This is a genomic window from Nocardia sp. NPDC051321, from assembly GCF_044455225.1.
GTDB lineage: Bacteria > Actinomycetota > Actinomycetes > Mycobacteriales > Mycobacteriaceae > Nocardia.
In genome coordinates, this window is the sequence record NZ_JBITEM010000007.1 from 315,056 (window position 1) to 331,663 (window position 16,608).

Annotated in this window: 12 protein-coding genes; 7 read left to right on the forward strand and 5 right to left on the reverse strand. The window is 67.9% G+C overall.

The genetic code is table 11. The annotated features are described in order from the left end of the window. Positions 1-14: 14 nt before the first annotated feature. Complete coding sequence (locus tag ACIA8C_RS18910; RefSeq protein ID WP_397136219.1) at positions 15-1,208, forward strand: YihY/virulence factor BrkB family protein; 1,194 nt, start codon at positions 15-17, stop codon at positions 1,206-1,208. Here ACIA8C_RS18910 and ACIA8C_RS18915 read toward each other — a convergent pair. Further along, positions 1,181-1,426: a DUF3039 domain-containing protein gene (locus ACIA8C_RS18915; protein ID WP_397136221.1), complete on the reverse strand. Its 246-nt coding sequence runs from the start codon at positions 1,424-1,426 to the stop codon at positions 1,181-1,183. The two genes, ACIA8C_RS18910 and ACIA8C_RS18915, sit on opposite strands and share 28 nt — an antisense overlap. 96 nt (positions 1,427-1,522) lie before the next feature. On the opposite strand from ACIA8C_RS18915, the gene ACIA8C_RS18920 reads away from it, so the two are divergent. Beyond that, on the forward strand, positions 1,523-1,942 hold the full coding sequence (locus ACIA8C_RS18920; RefSeq protein ID WP_397136223.1) for a DUF3099 domain-containing protein: 420 nt from the start codon (positions 1,523-1,525) through the stop codon (positions 1,940-1,942). Positions 1,943-1,977: 35 nt separating this feature from the next. Here the strand turns inward: ACIA8C_RS18920 and ACIA8C_RS18925 are convergent, their stop codons facing one another. Next, on the reverse strand, positions 1,978-3,264 hold the full coding sequence (locus ACIA8C_RS18925) for an MFS transporter (RefSeq protein ID WP_397136225.1): 1,287 nt from the start codon (positions 3,262-3,264) through the stop codon (positions 1,978-1,980). A gap of 150 nt (positions 3,265-3,414) precedes the next feature. Between ACIA8C_RS18925 and ACIA8C_RS18930 the strand changes: the two genes are divergently transcribed. The 3 genes from ACIA8C_RS18930 to ACIA8C_RS18940 all read left to right on the forward strand — a co-directional run bounded on the left by ACIA8C_RS18930 (position 3,415) and on the right by ACIA8C_RS18940 (position 7,190). After that, positions 3,415-4,155 carry a VOC family protein gene (locus tag ACIA8C_RS18930; RefSeq protein WP_397136227.1) on the forward strand — a complete coding sequence of 247 codons (741 nt, stop codon included), beginning with the start codon at positions 3,415-3,417 and terminating at the stop codon, positions 4,153-4,155. Positions 4,156-4,506: 351 nt separating this feature from the next. Then, on the forward strand, positions 4,507-6,027 hold the full coding sequence (locus ACIA8C_RS18935; RefSeq protein WP_397136229.1) for a methyltransferase: 1,521 nt from the start codon (positions 4,507-4,509) through the stop codon (positions 6,025-6,027). A 194-nt stretch (positions 6,028-6,221) separates the two neighbouring features. Continuing rightward, positions 6,222-7,190: a sigma-70 family RNA polymerase sigma factor gene (locus ACIA8C_RS18940; protein ID WP_357378948.1), complete on the forward strand. Its 969-nt coding sequence runs from the start codon at positions 6,222-6,224 to the stop codon at positions 7,188-7,190. Between the two features lie 699 nt (positions 7,191-7,889). Here ACIA8C_RS18940 and ACIA8C_RS18945 read toward each other — a convergent pair. Together ACIA8C_RS18945 and ACIA8C_RS18950 are read right to left on the reverse strand one after the other, a co-directional pair. Beyond that, on the reverse strand, positions 7,890-10,562 hold the full coding sequence (locus ACIA8C_RS18945) for a GNAT family N-acetyltransferase (RefSeq protein WP_397136231.1): 2,673 nt from the start codon (positions 10,560-10,562) through the stop codon (positions 7,890-7,892). Next, positions 10,555-11,823 carry an acetoin utilization protein AcuC gene (locus tag ACIA8C_RS18950; protein ID WP_397136233.1) on the reverse strand — a complete coding sequence of 423 codons (1,269 nt, stop codon included), beginning with the start codon at positions 11,821-11,823 and terminating at the stop codon, positions 10,555-10,557. Before ACIA8C_RS18950 ends, ACIA8C_RS18945 begins: the two co-directional genes overlap by 8 nt. A 198-nt stretch (positions 11,824-12,021) precedes the next feature. Here ACIA8C_RS18950 and ACIA8C_RS18955 point away from each other — a divergent pair, with 198 nt between their 5' ends. Both ACIA8C_RS18955 and galE read left to right on the forward strand, forming a co-directional pair. Continuing rightward, positions 12,022-12,708 carry an iron dependent repressor, metal binding and dimerization domain protein gene (locus tag ACIA8C_RS18955; RefSeq protein WP_396998514.1) on the forward strand — a complete coding sequence of 229 codons (687 nt, stop codon included), beginning with the start codon at positions 12,022-12,024 and terminating at the stop codon, positions 12,706-12,708. 3 nt (positions 12,709-12,711) lie between these two features. Continuing rightward, positions 12,712-13,692: a UDP-glucose 4-epimerase GalE gene (gene galE, locus ACIA8C_RS18960; RefSeq protein WP_397136235.1), complete on the forward strand. Its 981-nt coding sequence runs from the start codon at positions 12,712-12,714 to the stop codon at positions 13,690-13,692. 970 nt (positions 13,693-14,662) lie between these two features. Here the strand turns inward: galE and ACIA8C_RS18965 are convergent. Then, complete coding sequence (locus ACIA8C_RS18965; RefSeq protein WP_397136237.1) at positions 14,663-16,453, reverse strand: DUF4192 domain-containing protein; 1,791 nt, start codon at positions 16,451-16,453, stop codon at positions 14,663-14,665. Positions 16,454-16,608 lie beyond the last annotated feature (155 nt).

Below are 16,608 nucleotides of genomic sequence, written 5' to 3' on the forward strand. Positions count from 1 at the left end.
AGCGAGGCGGAGACATGCGCGATGCTGTAGTGACGATGACCGACGAAAACGCCACGCCGAGCGAGCCGCTGCGGACCGACATACCCTCGCTCAGCGGCGGTATCGCCGCGCGTGAGCTCACCGTCGGTCAGCGATGGACCATCCGGCTGCGGCGGGCCCGCAGAAACACCACCAAGCTCGTGGTGCGGGTCGCGGTGAAGGCCTGGAACGACTCGATCTTCGCCAAGTCGGCGGCCGCCGCGTTCTGGCAGACGCTGTCGCTGGCGCCGCTGCTGCTCGGGGTGCTCGGCAGCCTCGGTTATGTGGGCACCTGGTTCGGGCCGGACACCGTGCAGATCGTGGAATCCAAGATCATTTCGTTCAGCCGGGATCTGTTCAGCTCCAGTGTGGTGACGGATCTGATCGAGCCGACCGTCAAGGACGTGCTCGGGAAGGGCCGCGGCGCGGTCGTTTCGGTGGGTTTCGTGCTTTCGCTGTGGGCCGGGTCGTCGGCGATGGCGACGTTCGTCGACTCGATCGTCGAGGCACACGATCAGCAGGACCTGCGACATCCGGTGTGGCAGCGCATTTTCGCGCTGCTGCTTTACGTGGCGTTCCTGGTGGCCTCGGTGTTCATCCTGCCGCTGGTGGCGCTCGGGCCCACGCTGATCGGCCGGGTGCTGCCCGAGCCATGGCGGGTGACCGGGCTGCAGCTGCTGGACTTCTTCTACTACCCCGGTGTCGGGTTGCTGCTGATCATCGTGCTGACCACGCTGTACAAGCTGGCGCTGCACACATCGCTGCCCTGGCATCGACTGTTCGGCGGGGCGTTGGTCGCGGCGGTCTTCTTCATCACTGCCAGCGAAGTGCTGCGGCGGTATCTGGCGTGGGTGACCAAGACCGGTGTCAGTTACGGCGCGCTGGCGACACCGATCGCGTTTCTGCTTTTCACGTACTTCCTCGGGTTCGCGGTGATCCTCGGCGCGGAGTTCAACGCCGCCGTGCAGGAGTTCTGGCCTGCCCGGGCGACCCGGATGGAACAGATGAAGGAGTGGCTCACCAATCAGCTGACCGGGGACTCGTCGGACAAGGACGATTCGACGACAGAAACCACCGAGACGGCGGAGAAATCCCCGCCGTCACCTGTCGACGCACCCGATCAGCCGCACGCGGCGCCATCTCAGCCGCCGCCCGCACAGCCTCAGTCGCCCTTTTTCAGCCCGTCGTAGACCTTCTTGCAGTCCGGGCAGACCGGCGAACCGGGCTTGGCCGACCGCGTCACCGGAAAGACCTCACCGCACAAAGCGACGACATGGGTGCCCATGACGGCGCTCTCCGCGATCCGGTCCTTCTTGACGTAGTGGAAGACTTTGGGGGTGTCGTCGCTCGTCGACTCGTCGGTGGTCGAATCGGGGCGAACCATGGTGTCGGTGTTCACGGATTCCATGATGCCGCATTCCAAGATGGGATGACTGATCACGGTCCGGTGTCCGCCTGACCACGCTGTGTGCGCTGGTGCTCCGACAGTGGAAGACTCAGAGTTATGCAGCAGCACGGCGACTCTCCCAACGCCGACGACATCGGCCGTGGTGAGCGCCCGGACGTGACGATGCCGACAGCTTCCCCTGGCTCCGCCGGGTACTTTCCCGGCACCGACGACAAGCATCCGGTCCTGATCACCGAGGCCCAGCCGTCGCTGGAAGATCAACACCGCTCCCGGGTCCGCCGGTACACCATCATCATGGCGTTCCGCATCCCGTGCCTGGTGCTGGCCGCCATCGCCTATAGCACCTTCAACAGCGCCCTGCTGGCCATCCTCATCATCGCGGCCTCGATCCCGCTGCCCTGGATCGCCGTCCTCATCGCCAACGATCGGCCACCGCGCCGCAAAGACGAACCGAGTCGCTGGGACGAACGCCGCACGGCCATCGAGGCTCGTTCGCACAAATCCATCGACGGCTGACGGTTCCCTCGGCCCGGAGGTGGTCCGCTCGAGCGTCAGGCCTTGCGACGGATGAAGGCGGACATGGCGGCGGCGGCAGCGCAAAGGCCCCCGGCCATATACCAAGCCAGGTTGTAGCTGCCCTGGACGTCGCGGATGACGCCGGCGCCGGTGGCGGCGACGGCGGAGCCGATCTGGTGGGAGGCGAATACCCAGCCGAACGCGACGGGGCCGTCGTTGCCGAACAGTTCGCGGCAGAGCGTGACGGTGGGTGGCACGGTCGCGACCCAGTCCAGGCCGTAGAAGATGATGAACACCCACAGGCTGGGCTGGGTGTGCGGGCCGAGCAGCGACGGCAGAATCAGCAGTGACAGGCCGCGCAGCACGTAGTAGCCGACCAGCAGGTAGCGCGGGTCGACGCGATCGGTCAGCCAGCCGGACGCGATGGTGCCCGCCACATCGAAGATGCCGACAACGGCCAGCAGGCTCGCGGCGGCGGTCGGCGGCATGCCGTGATCGTGCGCGGCGCTGACGAAGTGGGTGCCGACCAGACCGTTGGTCGACGCGCCGCACACCGCGAATCCGCCTGCCAGCAGCCAGAATCCGGGCGTGCGCGCGATCTTGGCCAGTACGGTGAGCGCACGCGTCGCGCCGACCGTCGCGGGTGTCCGGACCCCGACCATGCTGCCCGGCTCCGCACCGTAGGCGGTGACACCGACATCGCTCGGAAAATCCCTGATGAACAGCAGCACCAACGGCACAACGACAAGCGCGGTCCCGGCGACGATCAGTGACGGCAGCCGCCAGCCGTGCTCGTGCGCCAGCATCGATACCAACGGCAAGAAGACCAGCTGACCGGTCGCACCCGCCGCCGTGAGCACTCCGGTGACCAGTCCGCGCTGCCGCACGAACCAGCGGCCGGTGATGGTCGCCACGAACGGCATCGACATCGACCCCACCCCGACGCCGACCAGCAGCCCCCAGGTCAGCATCAGCTGCCACGGCTGAGTCATGAACACCGTCAGCCCGGCCCCCGCCGCGACGAGCACCAGCGCACCCGACACCACCTTGCGGATGCCGAATCGATCCATCAGCGCCGCGGCGAACGGCGAAATCAGTCCGTACAGCAGCAAATTCAGCGATACGGCCGCACCGATCGTGCCGTGCGACCAGCCGAATTCCTCGTGCAACGGATCCATCAGCACGCTCGGCACCGACCGGAACGCGGCGGCACCGAGCAATGCGATGAATCCGACGCCCGCGACGATCCACGCGGGATGCAGACGAGGCCGGTGGACGGTGTCGTTCGCCGGCACGGTCGGCGGCGTCTGCAGTTCGGTCACCGGCTGAGCGTGCCGGAAAACCACCCACCCAACGAGTGGCCGGAATGCCACAAAGCACCAAGATCGTGCCAGTGCGGGCGACACGCCAATGTGCTCGACACCGCGCGCGCCGTTCCCTATCGTGTCCCGAGGCACTAGACAGGAGTGAACATGATTCGGTGGATCTGGGCCTTCCTGGACCGCCCCGCGCAGCGATTCGACGACTGCGCGAAGTTCTGGTCCACGGTCACCGGCACCGAGCTCTCGGCACGCCGAGGCGAACACGACGAATTCCTCACGCTGCTCCCCGATCCCGCGCTCTTCGCGGCGGCCAGCGTGAAGATGCAGGCGGTCACCGGCCTCAGCGGCGTGCATCTAGACCTCGACGTCGACCACATCCCCTCCGCCGTGCGTACCGCGCTCGACCTCGGCGCCGAACTCGTCGCGAACCATCCCGACTACGCGGTCCTACGCTCCCCCGGCGGCCAAACCTTCTGTCTCACACCGAGCGGCCGCGCCACCAGCACCCCCGCCCCCGCCGTGACCGCCCCCGACGGCACCCTCAGCCGTCTCGATCAGGTGTGCCTCGACATCGGCCCCGCCGACCACGCCGCCGAGACCGAGTTCTGGAAGTCGTTGACCGGCTGGAACTTCCAGCAAGGCAGGCTGCCCGAATTCGCCCGCCTACGCGCCACCGACCCGCTACCCATCCACTTCCTGCTGCAGCGCCTCAACGAAGACCGCCCCACCAGCGCCCACATCGACCTGGCGTCCTCCGACATCGAGGCCACCGCCGCGTGGCACGAAACCCTAGGCGCCACAGTGCTCGAACGCTTCGACCACTGGATCGTAATGACCGACCCCGCCGACGCCCTCTACTGCATCACAGCCCGCGACCCCCAAGGCGTCTGACAGCGAGTCATCTCATCGAGGCGAGTCATATGGTCGCGAAAAGATCTCCAACAGCAACCTTTTGACTCGCCTCGACATGGCAACGATCGTGTGGCTGGCTCCCAGAGCTCTCTCGCGCGGACCAATCCTGGGAGGTTTCGCCACAAATCCGCACCCTTACTCGGGATCCGCACTCGAAATAGGGCCCGAGAGTCGGTAGGGATCCCGAGAGTCAGTGCGGATTTCTGGTGTGGGCGTGCGACTGGTTGCTAATTAATCTTCGGCAGCAGCTCGCCGGGGCGGCTGGAGTCCGGGCGGCTCAATGGCCTTGCCAAGACATGCGGGCGCGGCGGGCGGTGGCAAAGTACCGGTGTGCCTACTCACCGATCGACGACTGCCGGATCTCTGCTCACCGCGCTGTGCCCGGATCTGCGGGCGGCGCTGACTCGGGTCGGGTATGACGCCGACACGCTGCTGGAGGTGCTCGGGGAAGACGTGCACGCGGCGTTGGGGCGGTCGGAGCCGGTGCCGGTGCGGCGGGCCGCGCGGGACGCGGGCGAACTGGGCACGCTGATTCGGTTGCTGCTGCTCGGCGATCCGCTGCCGGAGTGCGACGTCGCCGCCGCGCTCGTGCCGGTGGATGTCGAGCGGGCGATCGCGGCGGGGCTGCTCGTCCGGGAGGGTGACGCCGTCCGTGCGGCCCTCGATCTCCGTCCCCTCGATGCCGGAGCGGGCACTCGCTGGATCCTGTCCGATCTGGACGACTCGATGCGCCGGCGCACCCTCACCGAAGAACACGTGCTCGGCGTCGGCCATGCCTCCCTGTCGCTGCTGCGCGCCACACCGACCCGCGAGGTCGGGTCGGTGCTCGATCTGGGCACCGGCTGCGGTGTGCAAGCCGTCCACGCGGCTTCCTACGCCGACCGGGTCACCGCTACCGACGTCAACCCACGCGCGCTGTGGCTGGCCGAAGCGACCGCCGCACTCAACGGACTCGAGATCGAACTCGTTGAAGGCTCCTGGTTCGAGCCGGTCGCGGGACGCCGGTTCGATCAGGTGGTGGCCAATCCGCCGTTCGTCGTCGGCCCGGCCAGGATCGAACACACCTATCGCGATTCCGGGCTGGCCCTCGACGGCGCCAGCGAATTGGTCATCGGGCAGGCAGCGGATCTGCTGGCCCCGGGTGGCACCGCCGCGATGCTGGCGGCTTGGGTGCACCTCGACGGCGAAGACTGGCGGCATCGGGTGTCGTCCTGGCTGCCCGCCCATGGTGTCGACGCCTGGGTCGTGCAGCGCGATGTCGCCGGCCCTGCCCTCTACGTCGGAACCTGGTTGCGTGACGCGGGTCTCGACCCGCGCGATCCGGCCGCACAGGCGCGCGCCGAACAGTGGCTCGACGCTTTCACCGCGGCCGACGTCGAGGGCATCGGCTTCGGCTTCGTCTATCTGCGCGCCATCGACGGCCCGACCGAACTGCTCGCCGAGGACCTCACCCACGGTTTCGAGGATCCGCTCGGCGACGAGGCCACCCGCTATTTCGAGCGTTCGGCCTGGTTGCGCGCCGCCGCGGGCGACGAAAAACTCGCCTGGACTTCACGTTTCGTAGTAGACCCGGCCACCGCACTGGAACGCGTCGCGCTGCCGGGACCGGACGGCTGGGCACCGCAGGTAGCGCGCGTGCACCGCGGCGACGGACCCCGCTGGCAGCACGAGGTGGACGAGACAACCATCTCCCTGCTCGCGGGAATGCGCGCCGACGGCCTCCCGTTATACGAACTGATCGAACTGCTGGCGGTTGCCCACGGATCTGACGAGGTGACCACGGAGTTCGCGGCCGACGCGTTGTCCGTGGTGGCCGGATTGGTCCGCCACGGACTGGTGCGGCCCGTGTAATTCCGGCAATCGCGGGTAGGTCGGTGCAGGCACCGGACAACAGGGGCGTTCCACGGCTGAGACCTTCTCAGGAACTTCTCAGACGAGAGTGATGAAAACCGCACGTCAGAGCGGTTTATCTGAGCCGAGACGGGGAACTTTCTCTCTGTCGGGTCCGTTGTTCGGAGTGAGACACCACCGACAGGAGGCAAGTCATGACAAGCCCCGCCACCACTCGTGTGCGCATCAGCGATCAGGACCTCGACGCCCAGAGCCCCGCAGCCGATTTGGTACGTGTGTACCTGAACGGAATCGGCCGTACCGCGCTGCTCACGGCCGCCGACGAGGTCGAGCTGGCCAAGCGTATCGAGGCGGGCCTCTACGCCCAGAACCTGTTGGAGACCGGCAAACGCTTGTCGGCCACCCGCAAGCGCGATCTGGCGCAAATCGTCCGCGAGGGCCAAGCCGCGCGGTCGCACCTGCTGGAAGCCAACCTCCGCCTCGTTGTCTCGCTCGCCAAGCGCTACACCGGCCGCGGCATGCCGCTGCTCGACCTCATCCAGGAGGGCAACCTGGGTCTGATCCGCGCGATGGAGAAGTTCGACTACGCCAAGGGCTTCAAGTTCTCCACCTACGCCACCTGGTGGATTCGTCAGGCCATCACGCGCGGCATGGCGGATCAGAGTCGCACCATCCGGCTGCCCGTCCACCTGGTCGAACAGGTGAACAAGCTGGCCAGGATCAAGCGTGAACTGCACCAGCAGCTCGGCCGCGAAGCCACCGACGCGGAACTGGCCAACGAGTCCGGTATCCCGGTCGAGAAGATCTCTGATCTGCTCGATCACAGCCGCGACCCGGTAAGCCTGGACATGCCGGTCGGCAACGACGAAGAGGCCCCGCTCGGCGACTTCATCGAAGACTCCGAGGCCACCTCCGCCGAGTCCGCGGTGATCGCCGGACTGCTGCACCACGACGTCCGCAGCGTCCTCGCGACCCTCGACGAGCGCGAACAGCAGGTCATCCGCCTGCGCTTCGGTCTCGACGACGGCCAGCCCCGCACCCTCGACCAGATCGGCAAGCTCTTCGGGCTCTCCCGCGAGCGCGTCCGTCAGATCGAGCGCGAGGTCATGGCAAAGCTGCGCAAGGGCGAGCGCGCCGATCGCCTGCGCGCCTACGCCAGCTGATCCAAAAAGCCCGTGGCGAACCCGGCACACCCCACGACGCCGGACTGCTCCCGAGGCTGGCGTCCGACCTGGTGACCCTCGGGGTCACCTGCCAACGCCGGCCGGTGCCGCACTCCACCCCCTCCTGGAGTCGCGAGCCGGTCGGCGTGAATCCGCCCTCACCGAAGGGCGCTTCCTTGTAGGCGTCAGCTCATCGAGCCACCCGAGTGAGCCAACACCTTCGGCACCGCTGATCGATCGCGATGCACGACACCAGCCTTCGGTAGACCACCACGCTGAACTCGACATCGACCTCCCCAGCTCCGCCCAGGCTTGACCGGTGTCGAAGCGACTGGTTCGGGCCGATTCGTTTGCGGGCGTACGGAATTCCCGTCGAGCTGGTCGACGCCACCGCAGATCGACATCAACCTCCCGCCCTCCGAGCTAAAACTCCGGAGATGCAGTCGGCCTGGCGCCGCCTTCCGTTCAGCGGCGCAGGGCGGTGAACTCTCCTCTCGATACGCCGCCGCTCCGTGCTACAGACCACGGGGCTGGAACCCCTGACCAAGCTTTTCCGAGGCCGCACCCTCCCATACGTCAGCCGAATCGGCGCGGGCCGCCGTCGAAGCGACACGGTTCGAGCCGATTCGACACACGATCCCCGCTAAATCGGTGGACGCGGGCACCGGGGCATGACTGAGCTCGTGCACCTCCCGCAGGTCAGCCGAGTCGGCGTGGGCCGGTGTCGAAGCGGCTCGGTTCGGGGCCTATTCGTCCTCGTGCGTACAGGATTTCGGCCGAGTTGGTGGAGGCTAGTACTGGGTCGAAGGCGAGTTCGCGCATTTCTGGGAGGTCGTCGAAGAGAGCCGAGATGCGTTGGGCCAGTTCGGCTAGGGCCGCTTTGTCCACGCGTGGGCTGGCGGGGGCACCGGAAAGCAGTGGGGCAGCGCGGGGGGCGTCGATGAGGGCGGTCGCTTCGTCGGCGGTGAGGGGTAGGGCTCGGTAGGCGCGGTCGCCGAGGAGCTCGATGATCAGGCCGGAGAGGCCGAATTCGATGACCGAGCCGAATGATGGGTCGTCTTGGACGCGCAGGACGCAGCCGACGCCCTTGGTGGCCATCTTCTGGATGTGCAGGACCGGATCGCCACACAGCTCGGCGAGGTCCGCGTAACCCTGGCGGACCGCTTCGGGGCGCCACAGGTCCAGGCGAACGCCGGTGAGATCCGGTCGGCGACGCCACATTTCGCCGGTCGCCTTCGCCGCCACCGGGTAGCCGAGTTCCTCGGCCGCGGCGACCGCCTCGTCGGCGTTGCGTACCGCGCGGAACTCGACCACCGAAATGCCGTAGCAGTCGAGCAGTTCGACGGTTTCCAGGTCGGTCAGCCGACGCCCGCCCGAGTCGGCCATCCACTTGCCCACCAACTTCCTCGCGCGTTCGGTATTGATCCCCTTGGGGCGCAACACCTGTGACACCGGCTTGGTCCGCCATTCCGCGTAGCGACGGACCCGCGCCAGCGCTCGCGCGGCCCGCTCCGGGTCGGGATACGAGGGAATCGAGCCGCGCACCGCCGACGCGCCGACACCGCGAACCGACAGCAGATTCGGAATGCCTTGTTCAGCAACGAATGTGGTCAGGATCGGTTTGCCAGAGTTGGGGACCTCGGTCGCGGCGGCGCGAATGGCGTCGGCGAAACCGGCCATCGGCAGCGGCACCGGTGGCGCGAAAACCACCAGCACCGAGTCGATGTCGTCCGAACGCAGCGCCGCGACCGTGGCGTCGAGGTACGCGCCAGGGGTCGCCTGCGGACCCAGATTTACCGGATCACCGACCTCGAGCCCCTCACTCTGTGCCGCATCAATGGCCAACCAGTTCAGGGCAGCGCTGTTGCCGACCACCGCCAACCGGGAACCGCCGGGCAACGGCTGATACCCGAGCAGCGCGGCGCAGTCGAACAGCTCCGAGATCGAGTCGACCTGCACAATTCCCGCCTGCGCGAAGAGGTCTCGGACGATCGAGCGATCCATATCACCCGCGGGCTTGGCCGCGTGGCGGCCGCTGCTCACCGCGACGATCGGCTTGGTCCTGGCCACCCGGCGCGCGATCCGGGAGAACTTGCGCGGGTTACCGAAGCTCTCCAGATAGAGCAGCACGACGTCGGTGTCCGGGTCGGTATCCCAGTACTGGAGCAGGTCGTTGCCGGACACGTCGGCCCGGTCACCCGCCGAGACGAATGTCGACAGCCCCAGATTCCGTGCCGCGGCCTCCCCGAGGATCGCCGCACCCAGCGGTCCGGACTGGCAGAAAAAGCCGATCCGTCCGCGTCCGGGCAGCACCGACGCCAGCGTCGCGTTGAGCGCTATCGCCGGATCGGTGTTCGCGATACCGAGCGCGCTTGGCCCGACCACCCGCATTCCGTGCCCCCGTGCGGCCGCGACCAATTCGCGTTCGGCCGTCCCGCCGCCGACACCGGTCGTGTCGAATCCGGCGGTGAGCACGACAAGTCCCTTGACGCCCTTGGCCATACAGTCGTCGAGCACCGAACCGATCGCCTCCGGCGGCACCGCGACCACCGCGAGGTCGACCTCGTCCGGGATCTCGCGCACCGTCGCATAGGCGCGCACCCCGCGCACCGAGTGCCGATTCGGATTCACCGGGAACACTGGCCCCTGGAACACCCCCGACAGCAGGTTGTTCAGCACCGCGCCACCCACCCGGCCCGCGCTGGGTGTCGCACCGATCACCGCCACCGATCGCGGCGTGAGCAGATTGCCCACGCTGCGCGCCTCGGAGGCACGCTCACGGGAATCCCGTACGGAGAGCAGCGCTTCGGATGGGTCGATGGCGAATTCCAGGTGCAGCACCGACCCGTCGCGGCTGCGCTCGACCTGGTAGCCCGCGTCCCGGAAGACCGTCACCATGGTGGTGTTCTCGGCGAGTACCTCGGCGACGAAGGTCTCGATCTTGTTCTCGGCGGCGGCGCCGGCCAAGTGTTCCAGCAGAATCGAGCCGAGCCCGCGCCCCTGGTGCCCGTCGGCCACCACGAACGCGACCTCCGCGGACCGTCGGCCGACCCGGTCGAGCCCCTCATAGCGGCCCACCGCGATGATCGCCGTACCGAGCACCAGCACCAGGCCGACCCGGTCGTGATAGTCGACGTGGGTGGTCCGATACAGGTCCTTCGGCGAAATCCGCGGGTACGGACCGAAATAGCGCAGATATCTGGTTCGGTCCGACAGCGCCGCGTGGAACTCTTGCAGCGCCTCCGCGTCGTCGGGGGTGATCGGCCGCAGCCGGACCACGCCTCCGTCGGAGGCCAGGATGTCGGCGAACCAGTGTTGCGGCGGGGGCGGCGGAACGGCAGGCGTGTCCGGAGTGTCTACGGGGTCAGTCACGAGGGTCCTCCGGGTCCAGGCCGAGCAATCCGAAAGTCGCTCGGCGGGTGGCCAGCACAGCTGTGTCTACGGCGCGTTGGGCGCGGTCTACGCGCGGGTCCCCAGTCTCCCCCGTGCCACCCGGCCCATCCCACGGGCGGTAGGCGATGTCACCGCCGTCACCCATGGTGCGCGGCGGATCCACCCGCGGCGCCTCCGCGCGGACCCGATCGATCCACTCCTGCGGGATCGCGGTCTCCGGCGCGATGGTGCGGTCCAGTGCGGTAGCGAGCAGGTGCGTCCAAGCGCGCGGCACCACCCGGACCAGCCCGTACCCGCCGCCGCCGACGGCGAGCCAGCGACCATCGGCGTGTTCGTCGGCCAAATCGCGCATCGCGCGGAACGCGGCGCGCTGGCCGTCCACCGTGAGTTCCAGATCGGCTAACGGATCCTCGCGATGGGTATCCACCCCACACTGGCTGACCACGATCTGCGGGCGGAAGGCCGCAAGCGCACCGGGCACCACCGCGTGAAAACCGCGCAGCCACTGCGCGTCTCGGGTGCCGGGCAGCAAAGGCAGGTTGATCGCGGTGCCCTCGGCGGCACCCAAGCCCGTCTCCTCCGGCCAGCCGGTGTTCGGCCAGAGCGTCGCCGGATGCTGATGCAGCGAGACGGTGAGCACGCGCGGGTCGGCGTAGAACGCCCGCTGCACACCGTCACCGTGGTGCACGTCGACGTCGAGATAGGCGATGCGGTCGAAGCCGTTGTCCAACAGCCAGGAGATGGCCACGGCCGCATCGTTGTACACACAGAACCCGGCCGCCGAGTCCGCCATCGCGTGATGCATGCCACCGCCGATACTCACCGCCCGCCGGGTCCGGCCCTCGGCGATCTCCCTGGCCGCGGCCAAGGTGCCGCCGACGATTACCGACGCCGCCTGATGCATCCCCGGAAACACCGGATTGTCCGGCGACCCCAGCCCGTACGGCGGCGTCTGCGGCGATCCGGCCGGTGACTCGGCGCGCTCGACGGCGTCGATGTAGGCGGCGGTGTGTATGCGCAACAGGTCGGCCCGATCGGCCGTTGCGGGCGCCAATAGTTCGACACCGTCGAGTAATCCGAGACTTTCGGCCAGCGCCATGGTGAACTTCAGGCGCGCCGGTTTCATCGGGTGCTCCGGGGTCCAGGCGTAGTCGAGAAAACGGTCGGTCCAAACGACGGTTCCTCGGCTGCGTTGTTCGCCTGGTGGCGCAGGGCGTTCGCGGCGCGGTGCAGTGGCCATGGCCGCAACGCTACGCGGGAAGGTACGGACCCCGTCGAACGTTGCTATGCAGTAGAAATACAGATAAGTGCGATCGCGGCGGCTGGCCGTGCGCCGACCGGAATCCCGCATTGCCGCGTGTTGTGCGGCGCGACACCGTCCGGCGCAGGGCCGTGTCGGTGTGCGTAGGTAGAATTCGTGCCGACGAAGGGGTAACTGGTGAAAGATCTGGTCGACACCACGGAGATGTATCTCCGTACCATCTACGACCTCGAGGAAGAGGGCGTGGTGCCGCTGCGTGCCCGCATCGCCGAGCGCCTCGAGCAGAGTGGACCGACGGTGAGCCAAACTGTCGCGCGAATGGAGCGCGACGGTCTGCTGCTGGTCGCCGGAGACCGGCATCTCGAGCTGACCGAGAAGGGCCGCGGCATGGCGGTCGCGGTGATGCGCAAGCACCGCCTCGCCGAACGACTCCTCGTCGACATCATCGGTCTCGACTGGCAGAACGTGCACGCCGAGGCCTGCCGCTGGGAACACGTGATGAGCGAGGACGTCGAGCGGCGCCTGGTCGAGGTGCTCAACCACCCGACCACCTCGCCCTACGGCAACCCGATCCCCGGCTTGGACGAGTTGGGCATCGTGCCGTCGACCGCCGCCGAGGAGACCCTGGTCCGGCTGTCGGACCTGCCGCACGGTCAGGTGCACGCCGTCGTCGTGCGCAGGCTGGCCGAGCACATCCAGACCGACCCGGAAGTCATCGGTCAGCTGCGTGAAGCGGGCGTGGTGCCCGACGCGCGGGTGACGGTCGAGAACAAGCCGGGTTCGGTGGTCATCACCGTGCCGGGTCACGGCGGCTTCGAGCTGTCCGACGAGATGGCGCACGCCGTCCAGGTGAAGCTGGTCTGACGGGTGAAACTTCTGGTCACCGGTGGCGCCGGCTACGTCGGCGGCGTCTGCGCGCAAGTGCTGCTCGAAGAGGGTCATGAGGTCGTTGTCGTCGACGATCTGTCCACCGGCAACGCGGACGGTGTCCCGTCCGCGGCCCGCTTCGTCGAGGGCGACATCGCGCAGGCCGCGACGGCGTTGCTGGCGGCCGAAACCTTCGACGGTGTCCTGCATTTCGCCGCCCAGTCGCTGGTCGGCGAGTCGGTGCAGCAGCCGGAGAAGTACTGGCACGGCAATGTGGTGAAGACCTTCGAGCTGCTCGAGGCGATGCGCCACGCTGGCACGCCACGGCTGGTGTTCTCCTCCACCGCCGCCGTTTACGGCGAGCCGGAACAGGTGCCGATCACCGAGGACGCGCCGACCCGGCCGACCAACCCGTACGGTGCGTCGAAACTCGCGATAGATCACGCCATCACCTCCTACTCGATCGCGCACGGGCTGGCGGCGACCAGCCTGCGCTACTTCAACGTCGCCGGCGCCTACGGTGGCCTCGGCGAAAACCGGGTGGTGGAAACACATCTCATCCCGCTCGTGCTGCAGGTCGCGCTCGGGCACCGCAAGGCGATCTCGGTGTTCGGCACCGACTGGCCGACGCCCGACGGCACCGCGGTCCGCGACTACATCCACATCCGCGACCTCGCTCAGGCCCACCTGCTGGCCCTGTCCACCTCCGAGGCGGGCACGCACCGCGTCTACAACCTCGGCAGCGGCACCGGATTCTCGGTCCGCGAAGTGATTTCGGCCTGCGAACGTGTCACCGGCCTCCCCATCACCGCCCAAGACGCCCCGCGCCGCCCCGGCGACCCAGCCACCCTCATCGCCTCCAGCGCCCGAGCCATCGCCGACCTGGGCTGGCACCCGGAACACAACGACCTCGACGAAACAGTCTCCGACGCCTGGGATTTCCTCCAATCCCTTGGCCCCCGCGCCCACAGCACCCGCTGAGATCCTTCCCTTCGTGTTGACCGGGGCGGCACAGGCTTCCACGTGCCGCCCCTGCCAGACTTCGTTGGCGCCAACCGGATTCGCAGCCTGGATTTCCTGCAGTCCCTGGCCCCTCGCGTCCACAGCTCCCGCTGACGTGCCCTCCCTTCGTATCCACCGGGCGGCACAGCTTCCACCGCCGTACCGCCTCAGCCAGACTTCGTTGGCACCAACCGGGATTCGCACCCTGGATTGCCTGCAGTCCAGGCACCCGCAGCGCCCCCTGACGTGCCTCCCCTTCGTGTTGACCGGACCGACACAGGCTTTCCACCTGCCGTGCCGTCCCGGCGAGACTCGTTGGTCACAAACACGATTCGCCGCCACCATGCCCAACACTGGTTGCCTTCGTGTTCACCGGGCGGCATGCAGCTTCCACCTGCCGTGCCTCCGCTGCCAGCTGCGTCGGCATCGACCGGGATTCGCCGCCCTCATGCTGAGCCGGCGGCAAGTGCGTCGACCCAGTTACTTCCCGGGCCGACACAACAGGACTTGCCGATCGTTCAGCGAGGCTTCCCCGTCCACGAGCCGGTAGGCTGCGGGGCCGCCCGGCACATCGCCCTGCGCACCGCCCCTCGGCACGCGCATCGTGGCCTGTAGGACGTCAATGCGCGATGCGGCGGGATATTCGCGTGCCGAATGGGTGGTCGAGACCCGCTGACCTAGGCCGGGCGTCTTTCTCACGTCCCTGCGCTAGCCTGCCGTCTCCTTCAATACTATTGGCACCAAGCAGGATTCGGCCCAACGAGTACTGGCCCCGTTGAATAAACGGCCGCCGCGGCTCCGGTAGGAACTTCGCTAACCTTTTGGCGCGCAACACGATTGCGCACCTTCCGAGTGCCGTATCACGTTGCCGAAACGGAACCGGCTCACTCTGTGCGTAGGGCTCGGTGACGGTCGGAAGTCGACTCCAGATCTGTTCTCGGACTGGATTTCACGGGGTGGGTGAGTCCAGGTCGACGCCCAGGTCCGCGGCGGTGTCGTAGCCGCTGCGGGCCAGGCGGCGCAGTTTTTCGGGGCGCATGCCGATCATCAACGATGTTTCCAGCAGTGCCGCCATCGGGTGGTCCGGGTCGGCGTCCATCGCGGCTTCGAGTGCGATGCCCGCGAGGGGTCCGTCGCCGCGGACGTAGGCGCTGTAGCCGAGCAGCGCCGCGGCCTCGGCCCGATCGCGACCGGTCAGGGCTCGGGTGAGGGCGGCCCACAGTCCTTCCGCCGCCACGGCGTGGTCGCCGACGGCGAGGGCGAACATGGCGTCGCGGACGGCCCGGTCACGGAGCGCGGCAGCGAGTTCCGCGAGTTCGGGGACCATGAGTTGCACGCCGGATTCGGTGTTCGAGATCTGCCACAGCACATAGTCGAGGGCCTGCCTGCTGTAGTCGCTCGGATCACCGCGTCGCACCGCCCGCGCATACCGATCGCGGGCGACCGACAGCGCACTGTCGAGTACCGCCGCCACCTGATCGCGTACCTCGATGTCCACCGCCACCAGCGCCGTCAGCTCCGCGCGGGAGCCGCGAATCTGCCGACCGTCGAGCACATTAGACAGTGCCACCGCCGAGGTAGCTGGATCCGGCAGTGCCCCACGCCGATCCGGGCCTACCAAACTCCACCAGTTCCGCTCCGGCTCGATCGCCGTCACCGCCCAAGCCCCGGCCAGATCGATATCGTGCGCCGCAAGCCGCCGATCCAGCACGTCGATCAGCACCTCGAATCGCCCGGCGCCGCACCATTCGTCGGTCTCCGAGCCGCGCCGCTCCGGCTCCACGGCCCGATCATCCACCACGACCGCAAGCACCTCGGCCACGTCGTCATGCGCACAGATCTGCATGATGCACTGCGCGACCATCCCCGCCCGCAACCTGCGCCGCCCGCCGTCCTGGTCCAAATCGAACCGCACCACCGCATCGATGATCGCCCCGTCACCGCGCCCCGGCGCCGACCGCAGCACCAGCACAACCAGCGACCGTTCCGGCGGAAACCCGATCATCGCCGGTACCGCCGAGATGATCTCCCCCGGCTCCTCCACGCACACAGCACAATCCGGCGCATCCGCATCGAACGGCGGCGCCTGATCGGCAAAGACAAGGGTCCGCCCGTTGTCAGCAGTACTGAACTCACCCCGCTCATCAGCTGCGCTGAAACCGGTCCGCGACGAATCGCCGAATCGCTCGGTGTCGTCGCCGAACCCCGCCGCACCGGACTGGTCGATGTCAGCAGTCGGCACTGTGTCGCGCCTCCGCACCGCGTCATCGGGGCCTGCACCTGTCCGAGCCATGTCATCCAGCCGGGCCAAGTCATCAGGCCGGGCCAAGTCATCAGGCCGTGCCGTTACGCCCATCAGCATCCCGTCGTCCTGCCTGGCGCCATCCGATTGGGCCACATCACCCAGTTGTCCCTCACCGTTCAGTCGCGCCGTATCGTCCAGCCGCGCACCGTGGTCGGGCCGCACCTCACTATCCGGCTGCGCGGCACCACCTCGCCCGGCGCCGTTCGGCTGCGCCATCTCATCCAGCCGCATCGCCTGGTCCAGAGCTGTGTCGTCCGTCAACGCACCGTGGTTGGGCCGCACCTCACTATCCGGCTGCGCCGCACCGCCTCGCCCCGCGCCGTTCGACCGCACCGCGTCGCCCAGCTGCCATGCACGGTCCGGCAGAGCCGCATGGTCCCCAGCCGCGTCCGGCCGCTTTGTCTCGCTCGGTCCAGCCGACTCTTCAAGCTGCATTGCGCCATCCGAAACCGTCTCCTCCGATGGCGCCTTGCGTACCACCCGCTCTGTATCTTCCTGCGGCGCAGCACCATCGGGCCGAGAGCGATCACCCGATTGCAGGAACTCACACGATCGCATCGCGGCGGCGAGGCTCACCGGAGCGCGGGAGG

Bases quoted from the DNA above. Each gene is read 5' to 3' on its own strand.
- ACIA8C_RS18910 (WP_397136219.1), top strand. From the start codon at position 15: ATGCGCGATGCTGTAGTGACGATGACCGACGAAAACGCCACGCCGAGC.
- ACIA8C_RS18915 (WP_397136221.1), bottom strand. From the start codon at position 1,426: ATGGAATCCGTGAACACCGACACCATGGTTCGCCCCGATTCGACCACC.
- ACIA8C_RS18920 (WP_397136223.1), top strand. From the start codon at position 1,523: ATGCAGCAGCACGGCGACTCTCCCAACGCCGACGACATCGGCCGTGGT.
- ACIA8C_RS18930 (WP_397136227.1), top strand. From the start codon at position 3,415: ATGATTCGGTGGATCTGGGCCTTCCTGGACCGCCCCGCGCAGCGATTC.
- ACIA8C_RS18940 (WP_357378948.1), top strand. From the start codon at position 6,222: ATGACAAGCCCCGCCACCACTCGTGTGCGCATCAGCGATCAGGACCTC.
- ACIA8C_RS18950 (WP_397136233.1), bottom strand. From the start codon at position 11,823: ATGGCCACTGCACCGCGCCGCGAACGCCCTGCGCCACCAGGCGAACAA.
- ACIA8C_RS18965 (WP_397136237.1), bottom strand. From the start codon at position 16,453: ATGCAGCTTGAAGAGTCGGCTGGACCGAGCGAGACAAAGCGGCCGGAC.